This window comes from Klebsiella pneumoniae subsp. pneumoniae HS11286 (genome assembly GCF_000240185.1).
Classification (GTDB): Bacteria; Pseudomonadota; Gammaproteobacteria; order Enterobacterales; family Enterobacteriaceae; genus Klebsiella; species Klebsiella pneumoniae.
The window spans coordinates 867,254-879,483 of record NC_016845.1 but is presented as its reverse complement, the minus strand read 5'-3'; the positions used below and the strand labels follow the sequence as shown (position 1 = coordinate 879,483).

Here is a 12,230-nt window from a genome sequence, read left to right as displayed (position 1 = left end):
CCAAAGGATGAAGTGTGTATGGTACTGAAACGTCGTTCAGGTTAGCATGTTTCCCACTTCTGAATCTTATCTATCTGGAGCTTTATCATGTCGCCTCGTCGTTACAACCCCGACCGCCGCCGTGACGTGCTGCTGGAACGTATTAATCTCGATATTACCGATGCTGTCGCACACTCCCTGCGGGAAGATCTGGGCGGCGAAGTCGACGCCAACAACGATATTAGCGCGCAATTATTGCCGCAGGATGCACGCTCCCATGCGGTGGTCATTACTCGTGAAGATGGCGTCTTCTGTGGCAAACGCTGGGTGGAAGAGGTCTTTATTCAGCTCGCCGGTGACGATGTGAATATCACCTGGCACGTGGCCGACGGCGATGCGGTCAAAGCCGACCAGCCGCTGTTCGAATTGGAAGGCCCGTCGCGTATTCTGCTCACCGGCGAACGCACGGCGCTGAACTTTGTGCAAACCCTCTCCGGCGTCGCCAGCGTCGTCCGTCGCTATGTCGACCTGCTCGCCGGCACCAAAACCCAACTGCTGGATACGCGCAAAACGCTGCCAGGGCTGCGTACCGCGCTGAAATACGCGGTACTCTGCGGCGGCGGCGCCAACCATCGACTGGGCCTGTTCGACGCGTTCCTGATTAAAGAAAACCACATTATCGCCTCCGGATCGATCCGTCAGGCAGTGGAAAAGGCGTTCTGGCTGCATCCTGATGTGCCGGTGGAAGTGGAAGTGGAAACCCTGGATGAACTGGAGCAGGCGTTAAAAGCCGGGGCCGATATCATTATGCTCGATAACTTCACCACCGACCTGATGCGCGAGGCGGTGAAAATTACCGCAGGCCAGGCGGCGCTGGAGGTCTCCGGCAACGTTACCTTTGACACCATCCGCGAATTCGCCGATACCGGCGTCGACTATATTTCCGTCGGCGCCCTGACCAAACATGTGCAGGCGCTCGACCTGTCGATGCGCTTCCGCTGAGCAACAGGCCTTCACGCTTCCGGGCGTGAAGGCCTGAATTTGCGTCCCGCCTCGCAGTCGCCCGTGCTCACCATGAAATCCAGATAAAAACCCTGGAACCCGCTTTCCCGGATCGTTTTCGCCCCCTCGCCTGCGCCCCTCAATCCCTTCACAGTGCTTCTGTCACAACAAGGAGCGACTTATGGATAAACAACGAGGTTTTACCCTGATTGAACTGATGGTGGTTATCGGAATCATCGCCATTCTTAGCGCCATCGGCATCCCGGCCTACCAGAACTACCTGCGTAAAGCCGCCCTCACCGACCTGCTGCAGACCTTTGTCCCTTACCGGACAGCCATCGAACTTTGCGCGCTCGATCATGGCGGCCTAACGCCATGCGACGGCGGCAGCAACGGCATTCCCTCGCCGACAACCACGCGCTACCTTTCCGCCATGAGCGTGGCCAAAGGGGTCGTCACCCTCACCGGTCAGGAGAGTCTGAACGGACTGGGGGTCACCCTGACGCCGACCTGGGACAATGCCGAGGGCGTCACCGGCTGGCAGCGCGTCTGCACCATCACCGGCAATAGCGCGCTTCAGCAGGCCTGCGAAGACGTTTTCCGGGTGAAGTGAGGGCGAATGCATGAAAACAGAACAGCTGATCCCCCTCTGCCGTCGCTACCACGCCATGCTGCTGCATAGCGATGAACAGACAATCTCTATTGCGGTGGTTAATACCCCGCCGGCGGAGTTAATGGAGGCGCTACGCTTCGCGACGCAAAAGCGGATCGACATTGAATGCTGGAGCCAGGAGCAGATGGATAAGCGTCTGCAGGCCCAGGAAAAGCAGGCGCAACTGGCGCAGAACGACGGGCCGGAAAATATCGCCGAACGGGTCAACCAGATCCTCGAACAGGCCCTGCGTCAGCGGGCGTCTGATATTCATATCGAGCCCACGGAAACGCACTTACGCATCCGCCTGCGGGTCGATGGCGTCCTTCACGCCCTACCGTTGCTGGCTCCCGAACTGGCCGCACCGGTTATCGCGCGACTCAAGGTCCTGGCCAGTCTCGATATCGCCGAGCACCGTTTACCGCAGGATGGCCAGTTCGCGCTGAATCTTGCGGGACGACCGCTCTCTTTTCGCATCGCCACTCTGCCCTGCCGCTATGGCGAAAAGATTGTCCTGCGCCTTCTGCATCAGGTTGACCAGGCGCTGGATCTGGAAGCACTCGGACTCTCATCCTCCCAGCTGGCGGCCTTTCGCCAGGCGCTGAACCAGCCGCAGGGTCTGCTGCTGGTCACCGGCCCAACCGGAAGCGGGAAAACGGTGACCCTCTACAGCGCCCTGCAGGCCAGAAACCGTGAGCAAGTGAATATCTGTAGCGTGGAGGATCCACTGGAGATCCCCATCGCCGGGATGAACCAGACGCAAATCAATCCCCGCGCCGGACTCACTTTTCACAGTGTGCTGCGCGCCCTGTTACGCCAGGATCCGGATATTGTCATGGTGGGCGAGATCCGCGATGCCGAGACCGCTGAAATCGCGCTCAAAGCCGCCCAGACCGGTCATCTGGTGCTCTCCACCCTGCACACCAATTCCACCAGTGAAACCCTGACCCGCCTGCAGCAAATGGGCATCGCCCGCTGGATGATTTCCTCTGCGCTCTCGCTGGTCATCGCCCAGCGTCTGGTCCGCAAGCTGTGTCCCCACTGTCGGCGTAATGCCGGCAGCGCCGCCGACCTGCCGCACAGCCTGTGGCCCCGCCCGCTGCCACGCTGGCAGGCAGCGGGCTGCGAACATTGTTACCACGGATATTACGGCCGGCTGGCGCTGTTCGAAGTGCTGCCTGTTACCCCCGGGCTACGCCAGGGGATAGTCCAGGGACTTAACGCCATTGAGATTGAATCTCTGGCGCGAGCCGCAGGGATGATGACGCTTTTTGAAAGCGGCTGTCAGGCTATCGAACAGGGATTGACCAGCCTCGAAGAGGTGGTGCGGGTGCTGGGGATCCCCCATGGCGACTAAGCGTCTCTGGCGCTGGCGCGGTATCGATGTGCAGGGCGCCCCCTGTCAGGGGATGCTATGGCAAACCAAGCGTCTGGAGGTCCTGCAGCACCTCCAACAGCAGCGAGTTATACCGCTGGCTGTACGCCGCTGTGCGGTGAAGCAGAGCCTCTGGCACCCGCGCTACAGTTGCGAAACGATCCGCCAGCTGGCGACCCTGCTGCAGGCCGGCCTGCCGCTGGCGGAAGGGTTATCGCTGCTGGCGCAGCAGCAGTCGCATGCCCAGTGGCAGGCGCTGCTTGAGGCGCTAGGCCGCGAGCTGGCCCAGGGCGTGGCGTTCTCTGCCGCGCTGGCGCAGTGGCCCCAGGCTTTTCCGCCCCTATATCTGGCGATGATTAGCACCGGCGAACTGACGGGCAAGCTCGATATCTGCTGCCTGCAGTTGGCGAATCAGCAGCAGGAGCAGCAGCGGCTCGCCAGCAAAGTCAAAAAAGCGCTGCGCTACCCGCTGATCGTGCTCTCTCTGGCGCTGTTGGTGGTGCTGGGGATGCTCTATTTTGTCCTGCCCGGGTTCACCGCCATCTACCAGACGTTCAGTACGCCGCTACCGCTATTGACGCGGATGGTCGTTGCGGCAGGCGACATGCTAAGTCGCGGCTGGCCGCTGCTGCTGGCCTCGCTGCTGAGCCCGCTGCTGCTCAACCAGCTGATCCGGCGGCGCAGCGACTGGTTGCTGCGCCGCCAGCGGTTGCTTAACGCGCTCCCTCTCATTGGCTCCCTGATCGGCGGACAACAGCTGAGCCTGATCTTCACCATCCTGGCGTTAACCCAAAGCGCCGGTATTAGCTTTCTGCAGGGGCTGCAAAGCGTTGAAGAGTCCCTGTCGTGCCCGCTGTGGCGCCAGCGTCTGGCGCAGGCCCGCGCGCTGATCGTTCAGGGGGAGCCGATTTGGCAGGCGTTAAGCCGCTGCGGCGGTTTTACACCGCTGTGCCTGCAGCTCATCCGCACGGGGGAAAGCGCGGGAGCGCTGGATCAGATGCTGGAAAACCTGGCGCATCACCATCGCCAGCAAACCTATCAGCGAGCCGATAGTCTGGCTGCGCATCTTGAACCAATGATGCTGGTGATAACCGGCTCGCTGGTCGGGATTCTGGTGGTGGCAATGTATTTGCCCGTTTTTCACCTGGGCGATGCCATTGGCGGGGCGGGAGGATGAGAAACACTGGCGCCGCGCAGGCGCCAGTGCAGCCGATTACAGGCTATTGAATACCCGGTTCTCTTGTTCCTGAACGCGGATAAAGGTCGTACGCTTGGTCAGCTCTTTCAGACGCGAGGCGCCAACGTAGGTGCAGGCAGAACGCAGACCGCCGAGAATATCACGTGCGGTATTCTCCACTGGTCCACGCAAAGGCAGCTTAACGGTTTTGCCTTCCGCCGCGCGGTATTTCGCGACACCGCCCACATGGCGGGTCATCGCCGACTCGGAGCTCATGCCGTAGAACAGCATGAATTTCTCTCCGTTCTCTTCAACGATGGTTCCGCCGCTCTCTTCATGGCCCGCCAGCATGCCGCCAAGCATCACGAAATCAGCGCCGCCGCCGAAGGCTTTCGCCACATCGCCCGGCATGGTGCAACCGCCGTCGCTGATGATCTGGCCGCCAAGGCCGTGCGCCGCATCGGCACACTCAATCACGGCGGAGAGCTGCGGATAGCCGACCCCGGTCTTAACGCGGGTGGTGCAGACGGATCCCGGGCCGATGCCAACTTTGACGATATCGGCGCCGGAGAGGATCAGCTCTTCGCACATTTCACCGGTGACCACGTTCCCGGCGATGATAGTTTTTTGCGGCCAGGCTTCGCGCGCCTTCGCCACGAACTGTACAAAGTGCTCGGAGTAGCCGTTGGCGACGTCGATACACACAAAATTCAGCTGTGGGTTCTGAGAGAGGATCTGCTGGGTTTTTTCGAAATCCGCATCGGACGTGCCGGTGGAAACCATCACATGCTTGAGTACGTCTGCGGATGCGCCCTGGGTAAACGCCAGCCATTCTTCAGCGGTGTAGTGCTTATGTACCGCGGTCAGAATACCAAAAGTGGCCAGCGCTTTAGCCATGCTGAAGGTGCCGACGGTATCCATGTTAGCCGCAATAATCGGCACGCCGGACCAGGTCAGGCCTGAATGTTTAAAGGTGAATTCACGTTCCAGCTCAACATCAGAACGGCTTTTGAGGGTAGAGCGTTTCGGGCGGATAAGAACGTCTTTGAAACCAAGCTTCAGATCTTCTTCAATACGCATGTGCGAATTCCTGGGGTTAATGGCATGAATGTGAGAGCACAACTCCAGTGACGTTATCATACGCGCGAATCAGGCCCGCGCAAGACTGCGATTTTCACTTTTTTTACGCTACAATCGTATAAATTTACCTGGTGAATGGAGAAAAAGGCGCCTATGCCTTCCCCTGCCGGAGTATTGTTTTTAACCATTTGATTTGCTTGATTAAAACAAACAGTATAGCGGACGGCGATCCCGGTTGGCGCGGGGCCCTCACGACATGCTCACTGTCGCCTCCCCGGCGCGCTGCCAGTCATCGCTGTCTGCCTGCAAAAAATACGAGCAATCCGTTTCAGGGTCAGAAGATATGGGGTACACAGTCGCGTTAACAGGCGGGATCGGCAGCGGTAAAAGTACGGTCGCCGACGCCTTCGCGCAGCTTGGGGTTAAGGTTATCGATGCCGATGTTATCGCCCGTCAGGTGGTCGAGCCCGGTACCCCGGCGCTCCAGGCCATTGTCGGCCACTTTGGACCACAGATGATTGCCCCCGACGGCACGCTGAACCGCCGCCTGCTGCGGGAAAAAATTTTTGCTCACGTGGAGGAAAAAGCCTGGCTCAATGCGCTGTTGCACCCGCTGATTCAGCAGGAAACGCGCCGCCAGATGCAGGCCGCCACCTCCCCTTATCTCCTCTGGGTCGTACCTTTGCTGGTCGAAAACCGCCTGTCCGGCCAGGCCGATCGCGTACTGGTCGTCGATGTGCCGAAAGAGACGCAAATCGAACGCACCATGCTGCGCGATAAGGTCAGCCGCGAACATGCTGAACATATTCTTGCCGCCCAGGCCACGCGCCAGCAGCGCCTGGCCGTCGCGGACGATGTTATTGAAAACACTGGCACGCCGGATGCAGTGGCATCGGATGTTGCCCGCCTGCACGAAAAGTATTTAACGCTGGCATCGCAGGCCGCCTCACAGGAAAACTCGTAATGCATACCCCCGTTCTGTTTGAACATCCTCTTAATGAGAAAATGCGCACCTGGCTGCGCATCGAATTTCTGATCCAGCAGATGGCTTTCCATCCGCAGATTGCCAGCCATGCCGATGCGCTCCATTTTTTCCGTAACGCCGGCGATCTGCTGGATGTCCTGGAGCGCGGCGAGGTGCGCACTGACCTGGTTAAAGAGCTGGAACGCCAGCAGCGTAAGCTCCAGTCATGGGCAGAAGTGCCGGGCGTCGATCAGGAGCGCATAAACGAGCTGCGCCACCAGTTGAAGCAGTCCTCCAGCACCCTGATGGCCGCGCCGCGCATTGGTCAGTTTCTGCGTGAAGATCGCCTGATTGCGCTGGTGCGTCAGCGCCTGAGTATTCCTGGCGGCTGCTGCAGCTTCGATTTACCGACCCTGCATATCTGGCTCCATATGCCACAGGCGCATCGCGACGAGCAGGTGGCCAGCTGGCTTGCCAGCCTCGATCCGCTGGTCCAGTCCCTGAGCCTGATCCTCGATCTTATCCGCAACTCCGCGCTGTTCCGCAAACAGACCAGCCTCAACGGCTTTTATCAGGATAATGGCGAAGATGCCGATCTGCTGCGCCTGCGTCTCGATCTGGCTCACCAGCTTTATCCGCAAATTTCCGGCCATAAGAGCCGTTTCGCCATCCGTTTCCTGGCGCTGGACAGTGAATATGGGATCGTGCCGGAGCGCTTTGATTTTGAACTGGCCTGCTGTTAAGGAGATAACATGTCAGAAGAGACTATCGTCAACTGCCCGACCTGCGGCAAAACTGTGGTGTGGGGCGAGCAGAGTCCGTTTCGTCCGTTCTGTAGCAAGCGCTGCCAACTGATCGATCTGGGAGAATGGGCTGCGGAAGAGAAGCGCATCCCCAGCGCGGGGGATCTCTCCGATAGCGATGACTGGAGCGAGCAGCAACCCTGATTTGATGGCAAGCTAACCCGGCGCCTGGCGGGTTAGCCTCGCGCCCCGGGGCTCAGCCCTGGGCGATAAGTTTGCTGATAACCGGTTCATTCGCCGGAGGAAACGCCGCCGGATCCAACGTTGGTCCCGCCATCCACCGACCCGGCTGCCCTTCTTTACCCCACGGCTCGCCTTGCCAACTTTCCACGAGGAAAAACCACAGCGTAATATGGCGATCGGGGAACTGATACTCCAGCTTATCAAAGAGCGAAGAGGCGGTGACCGTAATCCCAACCTCCTCCTGCAGTTCGCGGATTAGCGCCTGCTCAGGCGTCTCATCAGATTCAATTTTCCCGCCCGGGAACTCCAGCTTATTCGCCATATGGGCATCGGCGGCGCGCTGGGTAATAAAGATTTCGCCTTGCGGATTGCGAATTATCCCGACGGCGATTTGCAGTTTTTTCATTGAATGCGCTCCATAAAAAAGGCGCAGAACTCTGCGCCTTTGTTTGTTTTATCAGACCTTAGCTCAGACGGCCGTGGCACTGTTTGTACTTTTTGCCGGAGCCGCACGGGCACGGATCGTTACGGCCCACTTTACGTTCGCCGGTTTGCGCCGCCAGATCCTGGGCTGCGGCTTCATCATCGCTCTGATGGCTGAGCTGCTGCATCTGCGCCAGGCGCTCGGCCTCTTCACGACGCTGCTGTTCCATCGCCTCGACTTCTTCCGGCATCCGCACCTGGACTTTGCTCAGGGTGCTGATCACTTCATACTTCAGTGACTCCAGCATCGCGGCAAACATTGAGAACGATTCGCGCTTGTACTCCTGCTTCGGATCTTTCTGCGCATAGCCGCGCAGGTGGATACCCTGGCGCAGGTAATCCATCGCCGCCAGGTGCTCTTTCCACAGCGAATCCAGAGTCTGCAGCATCACGCCTTTCTCGAAGTGGCGCATCATCTCGGCGCCGACCACTTCTTCTTTACGCTGGTAGGTTTCTACCGCGCTCTGCAGAATACGTTCGCGCAGGGTCTCTTCATGCAGCTCCGGCTCTTTATCCAGCCACTCTTTGATTGGCAGGTCGAGGTCGAAGTCGTTTTTCAGACGCTCCTGCAGACCTTCGATATCCCACATCTCCTCCAGCGACTGCGGCGGAATATGGGCATCGATCGTCGCCTTAAAGACGTCTTCGCGGATGCTGTTGATGGTTTCGCTGACGTCAGACACGTCCAGCAGCTCGTTACGCTGGGTGTAGATCGCCCGGCGCTGGTCGTTGGCCACATCATCATATTCCAGCAGCTGCTTACGGATATCGAAGTTACGGCTTTCCACTTTACGCTGGGCGTTGGCGATCGCCTTGGTGACCCACGGGTGCTCAATCGCCTCACCTGGTTTCATTCCCAGTTTACGCATCATGCCAGACACGCGATCGGAGGCGAAGATACGCATCAGGGCATCTTCCATTGACAGGTAGAAGCGGGAAGAACCGGCATCCCCCTGACGACCAGCACGGCCGCGCAGCTGGTTATCGATACGGCGAGATTCATGACGCTCGGTACCGATGATGTGCAGACCGCCTGCGGCCAGTACCGCATCGTGGCGTACCTGCCAGTCGGCTTTGATTTTCTCAATCTGCTCTGGCGTTGGGTTTTCCAGCGCAGCGACTTCCGCCTGCCAGCTACCGCCGAGCATAATATCGGTACCACGACCCGCCATGTTGGTAGCGATGGTCACCGCGGAAGGGTAGCCCGCCTGGGCGACGATATCCGCCTCGCTGGCGTGGAATTTGGCGTTCAGGACGTTGTGCTTGATGCCAGCTTTAGTCAGTTCGCGGGAAACCACTTCAGATTTTTCGATCGAGATAGTCCCCACCAGCACCGGCTGACCGGCAGCGGTACGAGTTTTGATATCTTCGATAATAGCCTGAATTTTTTCCGCTTCGGTCATATAGACCAGATCCGCCATGTCTTTACGGATCATCGGACGGTTGGTCGGTACAACCACGGTATCCAGCTTATAGATAGAGCTGAATTCAAAGGCTTCGGTATCGGCTGTACCGGTCATCCCCGCCAGCTTCTCGTACAGACGGAAGTAGTTCTGGAAGGTGATAGAGGCCAGAGTCTGGTTCTCGTTTTGGATCTCCACGCCCTCTTTGGCCTCAACGGCCTGGTGCAGACCATCGGACCAGCGGCGGCCCTGCATCGTACGGCCAGTGTGCTCATCGACGATGATAACTTCGCCATCTTTGACAATGTAGTCAACGTCGCGGGTGAACAGCGCATGGGCGCGCAGCGCGGCGGTAACGTGGTGCATCAGCATAATGTTGGTTGGAGAGTACAGGGACTCACCTTCATCCATAATACCTTCCTGTACCAGCAGCTCTTCAATCAGCACCAGACCACGTTCGGTCAGGTTAACCTGACGCGCTTTTTCATCCACCGAGAAGTGGCCTTCGCCAGTGAAAGTATCCGAATCCTCTTTTTCCTGGCGGATCAGATGCGGGATGATTTTGTTTACCTTGCGGTACATTTCAGAGCTGTCTTCCGCCGGGCCGGAAATGATCAGCGGCGTACGCGCCTCATCGATCAGGATGGAGTCCACCTCATCCACCAGCGCATAGTGCAATTTACGCTGAACGCGCTCTTCCGGGCTGAAGGCCATGTTGTCGCGCAGGTAGTCGAAGCCGTATTCGTTGTTGGTGCCATAGGTGATATCGGCAGCGTAAGCTTCACGCTTCGCCGGCGCCGGCAGGCCGGACATGTTGATGCCAACTGTCATGCCCAGGAATTCAAACAGCGGGCGGTTATTTTCGGCGTCACGCTGGGCCAGATAGTCGTTGACGGTCACTACGTGAACGCCTTTGCCGGTTAGCGCGTTGAGGTACGCCGGCAGGGTCGCGGTCAGGGTTTTACCTTCACCGGTACGCATCTCGGCGATGCAGCGATCGTTAAGCACCATACCGCCCAGCAGCTGGACGTCGAAGTGGCGCATGCCGAATACGCGCTTACTGGCTTCGCGAACGACGGCGAAAGCTTCAGGGATCAGGCTTTCCAGCGTTTCGCCTTTTTCCAGGCGCGCGCGGAATTCAGCGGTTTTCGCTTTCAGCTCGTCATCAGAGAGTTTTTCCATCGCCGGTTCCATGCCGTTGATGATATTGACGACTTTGCGCATACGACGCAGCGTACGGTCGTTACGGCTGCCGAAAACCTTGGTTAACATTTTGATAAGCATAATAAAATCTCAAACGCCCCGCGGTGCGGAGTCACAAAAAATAGGATGGTCCGTGGTTATTTTCAGCTGAGACGTTGAGGCCCTGCGCGGATCCCCGCCACCTGGCTTATCCAGGCGCTGACGCGGAAGGCAGAATATGAAGAAGGGATGTAACCCGCCTGGCGGATCACCACCGGCGGCGTGCTGTCCTGCGTCAGCAGCGCGCTGAGGGTGTCGAGCAGCGCCAGATGCTGAGCCTGCAGCGGGGAAGTTTCTTCCGCCACCGGCAGCGCCTGCGGCGCCATGGCGAAGGAGAGATGACGAATAACGGTGCGAATGGCGTGCTGATGCCAGTAGTCGACGGTAAAGCTGGGCCGGCGATTCGTCTCCAGCAGCGCCAGCTGAGAGAAATTAACCTTGCTCGGATTGTGATTGCTGGCGGTCGCCTTCGCTGGCGCCGCGGTCTCGTGACCGTTGCTTAACGCAGGCAGGCCGAGGCTGGCCGCGACCATCCCCAACAGGAGATGCGGCCAAAAATACCGTCTGCCAAACTGTCGCCAGCGCGTCAGCAATCCACTCACGTTCATTACCTTTCTTTGCTAGACCCGTCGTCGTTCAGGCTGTCTCTTTATTGATGTTTTTCGCAGGACAACCTGATGTCCACGGGGTAAAGCAACCCTGAGAAATAATTTTGCGCTCAAATACTAACATTAATACCGGCCTGAGGCAGCATGAATGAAGGCGATTGCCCGGCGAAAACGCTTAATAAAGCAGCGAACGCACGCTAATTATTATCCAGGGATCGCAGCGAAAATAACTGGAGGGTGCTATAAAAGAAAAACGACTGGCTCCCTGGTCGGAGAGAGTACCAGGTTACCAGTCGAATTTACTGAATGGTCAGGCTTACGCCAGAACCATCGACGGTGCGCGGAACGCCATTGGCAGTTTTGCGTCGTCTTCGAAGGTCACATACTCCCAGGCTTCCTGTTTTGCCAGAACCGCCTGCAGCAGTTTGTTGTTCAACGCGTGACCCGATTTGTACGCCGTGAATGCGCCGATAATGTTGTGACCACACATAAACAGGTCACCGATCGCATCCAGCATTTTGTGGCGAACAAATTCGTCTTCAAAGCGCAGACCGTCTTCGTTCAGTACGCGATAATCGTCAACAACGATGGCACAATCGAAGCTGCCGCCCAGGCACAGGCCGCGGGACTGCAGATATTCGATATCGCGCATAAAACCGAAGGTACGCGCACGGCTAATCTGACGCATGAACGCATCGGCCGAGAAGTTCAGCGTATAGCGCTGGGTGCTGGCATCAATCGCTGGATGGTTAAAATCGATGGTGAAGTCCAGCGAAAAACCATTGTACGGTTTGAATTCAGCCCATTTGTCGCCATCTTCAACGCGAACCGTCTCTTTGATACGTACAAATTTCTTGGCGCAGTTCAGTTCATCAATGCCGGCGTCCAGCAACAGATAAACGAACGGAGCCGCACTGCCGTCCATAATCGGGATTTCCGGCGCATCGACTTCAACAATAATGTTGTCGATACCCAGGCCAGCCAATGCGGCGTTCAGGTGTTCAACCGTAGAAATCCGCACGTCATGCTCATTAACCAGGCAAGTACAGAGCATGGTATCACGCACAGATTTGGCATCAGCCGGAAAATCTACCGGTGGATTCAAGTCGGTGCGACGATAGATGACCCCGGTATTTGCCGGCGCAGGGCGTAACGTCAGTGTGACTTTCTTGCCGGTATGCAAACCGACGCCAGTCGCCTGAACGATACGTTTAAGAGTCCTTTGTTTGATCATCGTATAATCTCGCCAATTTACCTATCCAACCGAAGTGTACACCAC

14 protein-coding genes are annotated in these 12,230 nt (G+C 57.8%); 8 read left to right on the top strand and 6 right to left on the bottom strand.

All coding sequences use genetic code 11. The features are described 5' to 3' along the window. The first annotated feature begins 87 nt into the window (after window positions 1–87). The 4 genes from KPHS_08300 to KPHS_08270 all read left to right on the top strand — a co-directional run bounded on the left by KPHS_08300 (window position 88) and on the right by KPHS_08270 (window position 4,185). Window positions 88–981, top strand: a complete 894-nt coding sequence (locus tag KPHS_08300; RefSeq protein YP_005225130.1) for a quinolinate phosphoribosyltransferase — start codon at window positions 88–90, stop codon at window positions 979–981. Window positions 982–1,162: 181 nt separating this feature from the next. Then, the gene (locus KPHS_08290) at window positions 1,163–1,594 is read left to right on the top strand and encodes a putative major pilin subunit (RefSeq protein ID YP_005225129.1); all 432 of its coding nucleotides are present in this window, start codon (window positions 1,163–1,165) and stop codon (window positions 1,592–1,594) included. A gap of 10 nt (window positions 1,595–1,604) precedes the next feature. Continuing rightward, window positions 1,605–2,990: a type II secretion system protein GspE gene (locus KPHS_08280; protein ID YP_005225128.1), complete on the top strand. Its 1,386-nt coding sequence runs from the start codon at window positions 1,605–1,607 to the stop codon at window positions 2,988–2,990. Then, on the top strand, window positions 2,980–4,185 hold the full coding sequence (locus KPHS_08270; protein ID YP_005225127.1) for a type IV pilin biogenesis transmembrane protein: 1,206 nt from the start codon (window positions 2,980–2,982) through the stop codon (window positions 4,183–4,185). Before KPHS_08280 ends, KPHS_08270 begins: the two co-directional genes overlap by 11 nt. A gap of 36 nt (window positions 4,186–4,221) precedes the next feature. Here KPHS_08270 and KPHS_08260 read toward each other — a convergent pair whose 3' ends face one another. Together KPHS_08260 and KPHS_08250 are read right to left on the bottom strand one after the other, a co-directional pair. Then, entirely contained in the window at window positions 4,222–5,265 is a 1,044-nt protein-coding gene (locus KPHS_08260) for a guanosine 5'-monophosphate oxidoreductase (protein ID YP_005225126.1), read from the bottom strand. Between the two features lie 56 nt (window positions 5,266–5,321). After that, window positions 5,322–5,453 (bottom strand): hypothetical protein, encoded by a 132-nt coding sequence (locus tag KPHS_08250; protein ID YP_005225125.1) that lies wholly within the window; start codon window positions 5,451–5,453, stop codon window positions 5,322–5,324. 68 nt (window positions 5,454–5,521) lie between these two features. Here KPHS_08250 and KPHS_08240 point away from each other — a divergent pair, with 68 nt between their 5' ends. From KPHS_08240 to KPHS_08220, 3 genes are read left to right on the top strand one after another with little or no spacing between them, the layout of a single operon-like run. Next, window positions 5,522–6,229 carry a dephospho-CoA kinase gene (locus KPHS_08240; protein ID YP_005225124.1) on the top strand — a complete coding sequence of 236 codons (708 nt, stop codon included), beginning with the start codon at window positions 5,522–5,524 and terminating at the stop codon, window positions 6,227–6,229. Then, on the top strand, window positions 6,229–6,972 hold the full coding sequence (locus KPHS_08230) for a cell division protein ZapD (protein ID YP_005225123.1): 744 nt from the start codon (window positions 6,229–6,231) through the stop codon (window positions 6,970–6,972). Before KPHS_08240 ends, KPHS_08230 begins: the two co-directional genes overlap by 1 nt. 9 nt (window positions 6,973–6,981) lie before the next feature. After that, entirely contained in the window at window positions 6,982–7,176 is a 195-nt protein-coding gene (locus tag KPHS_08220) for a zinc-binding protein (RefSeq protein ID YP_005225122.1), read from the top strand. 52 nt (window positions 7,177–7,228) lie between these two features. Here KPHS_08220 and KPHS_08210 read toward each other — a convergent pair whose 3' ends face one another. The 4 genes from KPHS_08210 to KPHS_08170 all read right to left on the bottom strand — a co-directional run bounded on the left by KPHS_08210 (window position 7,229) and on the right by KPHS_08170 (window position 11,972). Then, the gene (locus KPHS_08210) at window positions 7,229–7,621 is read right to left on the bottom strand and encodes a nucleoside triphosphate pyrophosphohydrolase (RefSeq protein YP_005225121.1); all 393 of its coding nucleotides are present in this window, start codon (window positions 7,619–7,621) and stop codon (window positions 7,229–7,231) included. A 58-nt stretch (window positions 7,622–7,679) separates the two neighbouring features. After that, window positions 7,680–10,385 (bottom strand): preprotein translocase subunit SecA, encoded by a 2,706-nt coding sequence (locus KPHS_08200; RefSeq protein ID YP_005225120.1) that lies wholly within the window; start codon window positions 10,383–10,385, stop codon window positions 7,680–7,682. Window positions 10,386–10,447: 62 nt separating this feature from the next. After that, on the bottom strand, window positions 10,448–10,936 hold the full coding sequence (locus tag KPHS_08190) for a secretion monitor (protein YP_005225119.1): 489 nt from the start codon (window positions 10,934–10,936) through the stop codon (window positions 10,448–10,450). Window positions 10,937–11,267: 331 nt separating this feature from the next. Then, window positions 11,268–11,972, bottom strand: coding sequence for a UDP-3-O-[3-hydroxymyristoyl] N-acetylglucosamine deacetylase (locus tag KPHS_08170; RefSeq protein ID YP_005225118.1), 705 nt, complete (start codon window positions 11,970–11,972; stop codon window positions 11,268–11,270). Here KPHS_08170 and KPHS_08180 point away from each other — a divergent pair. Next, a complete protein-coding gene (locus KPHS_08180; RefSeq protein ID YP_005225117.1) occupies window positions 11,949–12,104 on the top strand; it encodes a hypothetical protein in 156 nt (51 codons plus the stop codon). The genes KPHS_08170 and KPHS_08180 overlap by 24 nt on opposite strands. Window positions 12,105–12,230: the final 126 nt, after the last annotated feature.

What these genes read in the sequence shown, in the direction of transcription:
- KPHS_08290 (YP_005225129.1), top strand. Translation starts at nt 1,163, where the DNA reads ATGGATAAACAACGAGGTTTTACCCTGATTGAACTGATGGTGGTTATC.
- KPHS_08210 (YP_005225121.1), bottom strand. Translation starts at nt 7,621, where the DNA reads ATGAAAAAACTGCAAATCGCCGTCGGGATAATTCGCAATCCGCAAGGC.
- KPHS_08230 (YP_005225123.1), top strand. Translation starts at nt 6,229, where the DNA reads ATGCATACCCCCGTTCTGTTTGAACATCCTCTTAATGAGAAAATGCGC.
- KPHS_08280 (YP_005225128.1), top strand. Translation starts at nt 1,605, where the DNA reads ATGAAAACAGAACAGCTGATCCCCCTCTGCCGTCGCTACCACGCCATG.
- KPHS_08300 (YP_005225130.1), top strand. Translation starts at nt 88, where the DNA reads ATGTCGCCTCGTCGTTACAACCCCGACCGCCGCCGTGACGTGCTGCTG.
- KPHS_08220 (YP_005225122.1), top strand. Translation starts at nt 6,982, where the DNA reads ATGTCAGAAGAGACTATCGTCAACTGCCCGACCTGCGGCAAAACTGTG.
- KPHS_08250 (YP_005225125.1), bottom strand. Translation starts at nt 5,453, where the DNA reads ATGGTTAAAAACAATACTCCGGCAGGGGAAGGCATAGGCGCCTTTTTC.
- KPHS_08240 (YP_005225124.1), top strand. Translation starts at nt 5,522, where the DNA reads ATGCTCACTGTCGCCTCCCCGGCGCGCTGCCAGTCATCGCTGTCTGCC.
- KPHS_08200 (YP_005225120.1), bottom strand. Translation starts at nt 10,385, where the DNA reads ATGCTTATCAAAATGTTAACCAAGGTTTTCGGCAGCCGTAACGACCGT.
- KPHS_08270 (YP_005225127.1), top strand. Translation starts at nt 2,980, where the DNA reads ATGGCGACTAAGCGTCTCTGGCGCTGGCGCGGTATCGATGTGCAGGGC.
- KPHS_08260 (YP_005225126.1), bottom strand. Translation starts at nt 5,265, where the DNA reads ATGCGTATTGAAGAAGATCTGAAGCTTGGTTTCAAAGACGTTCTTATC.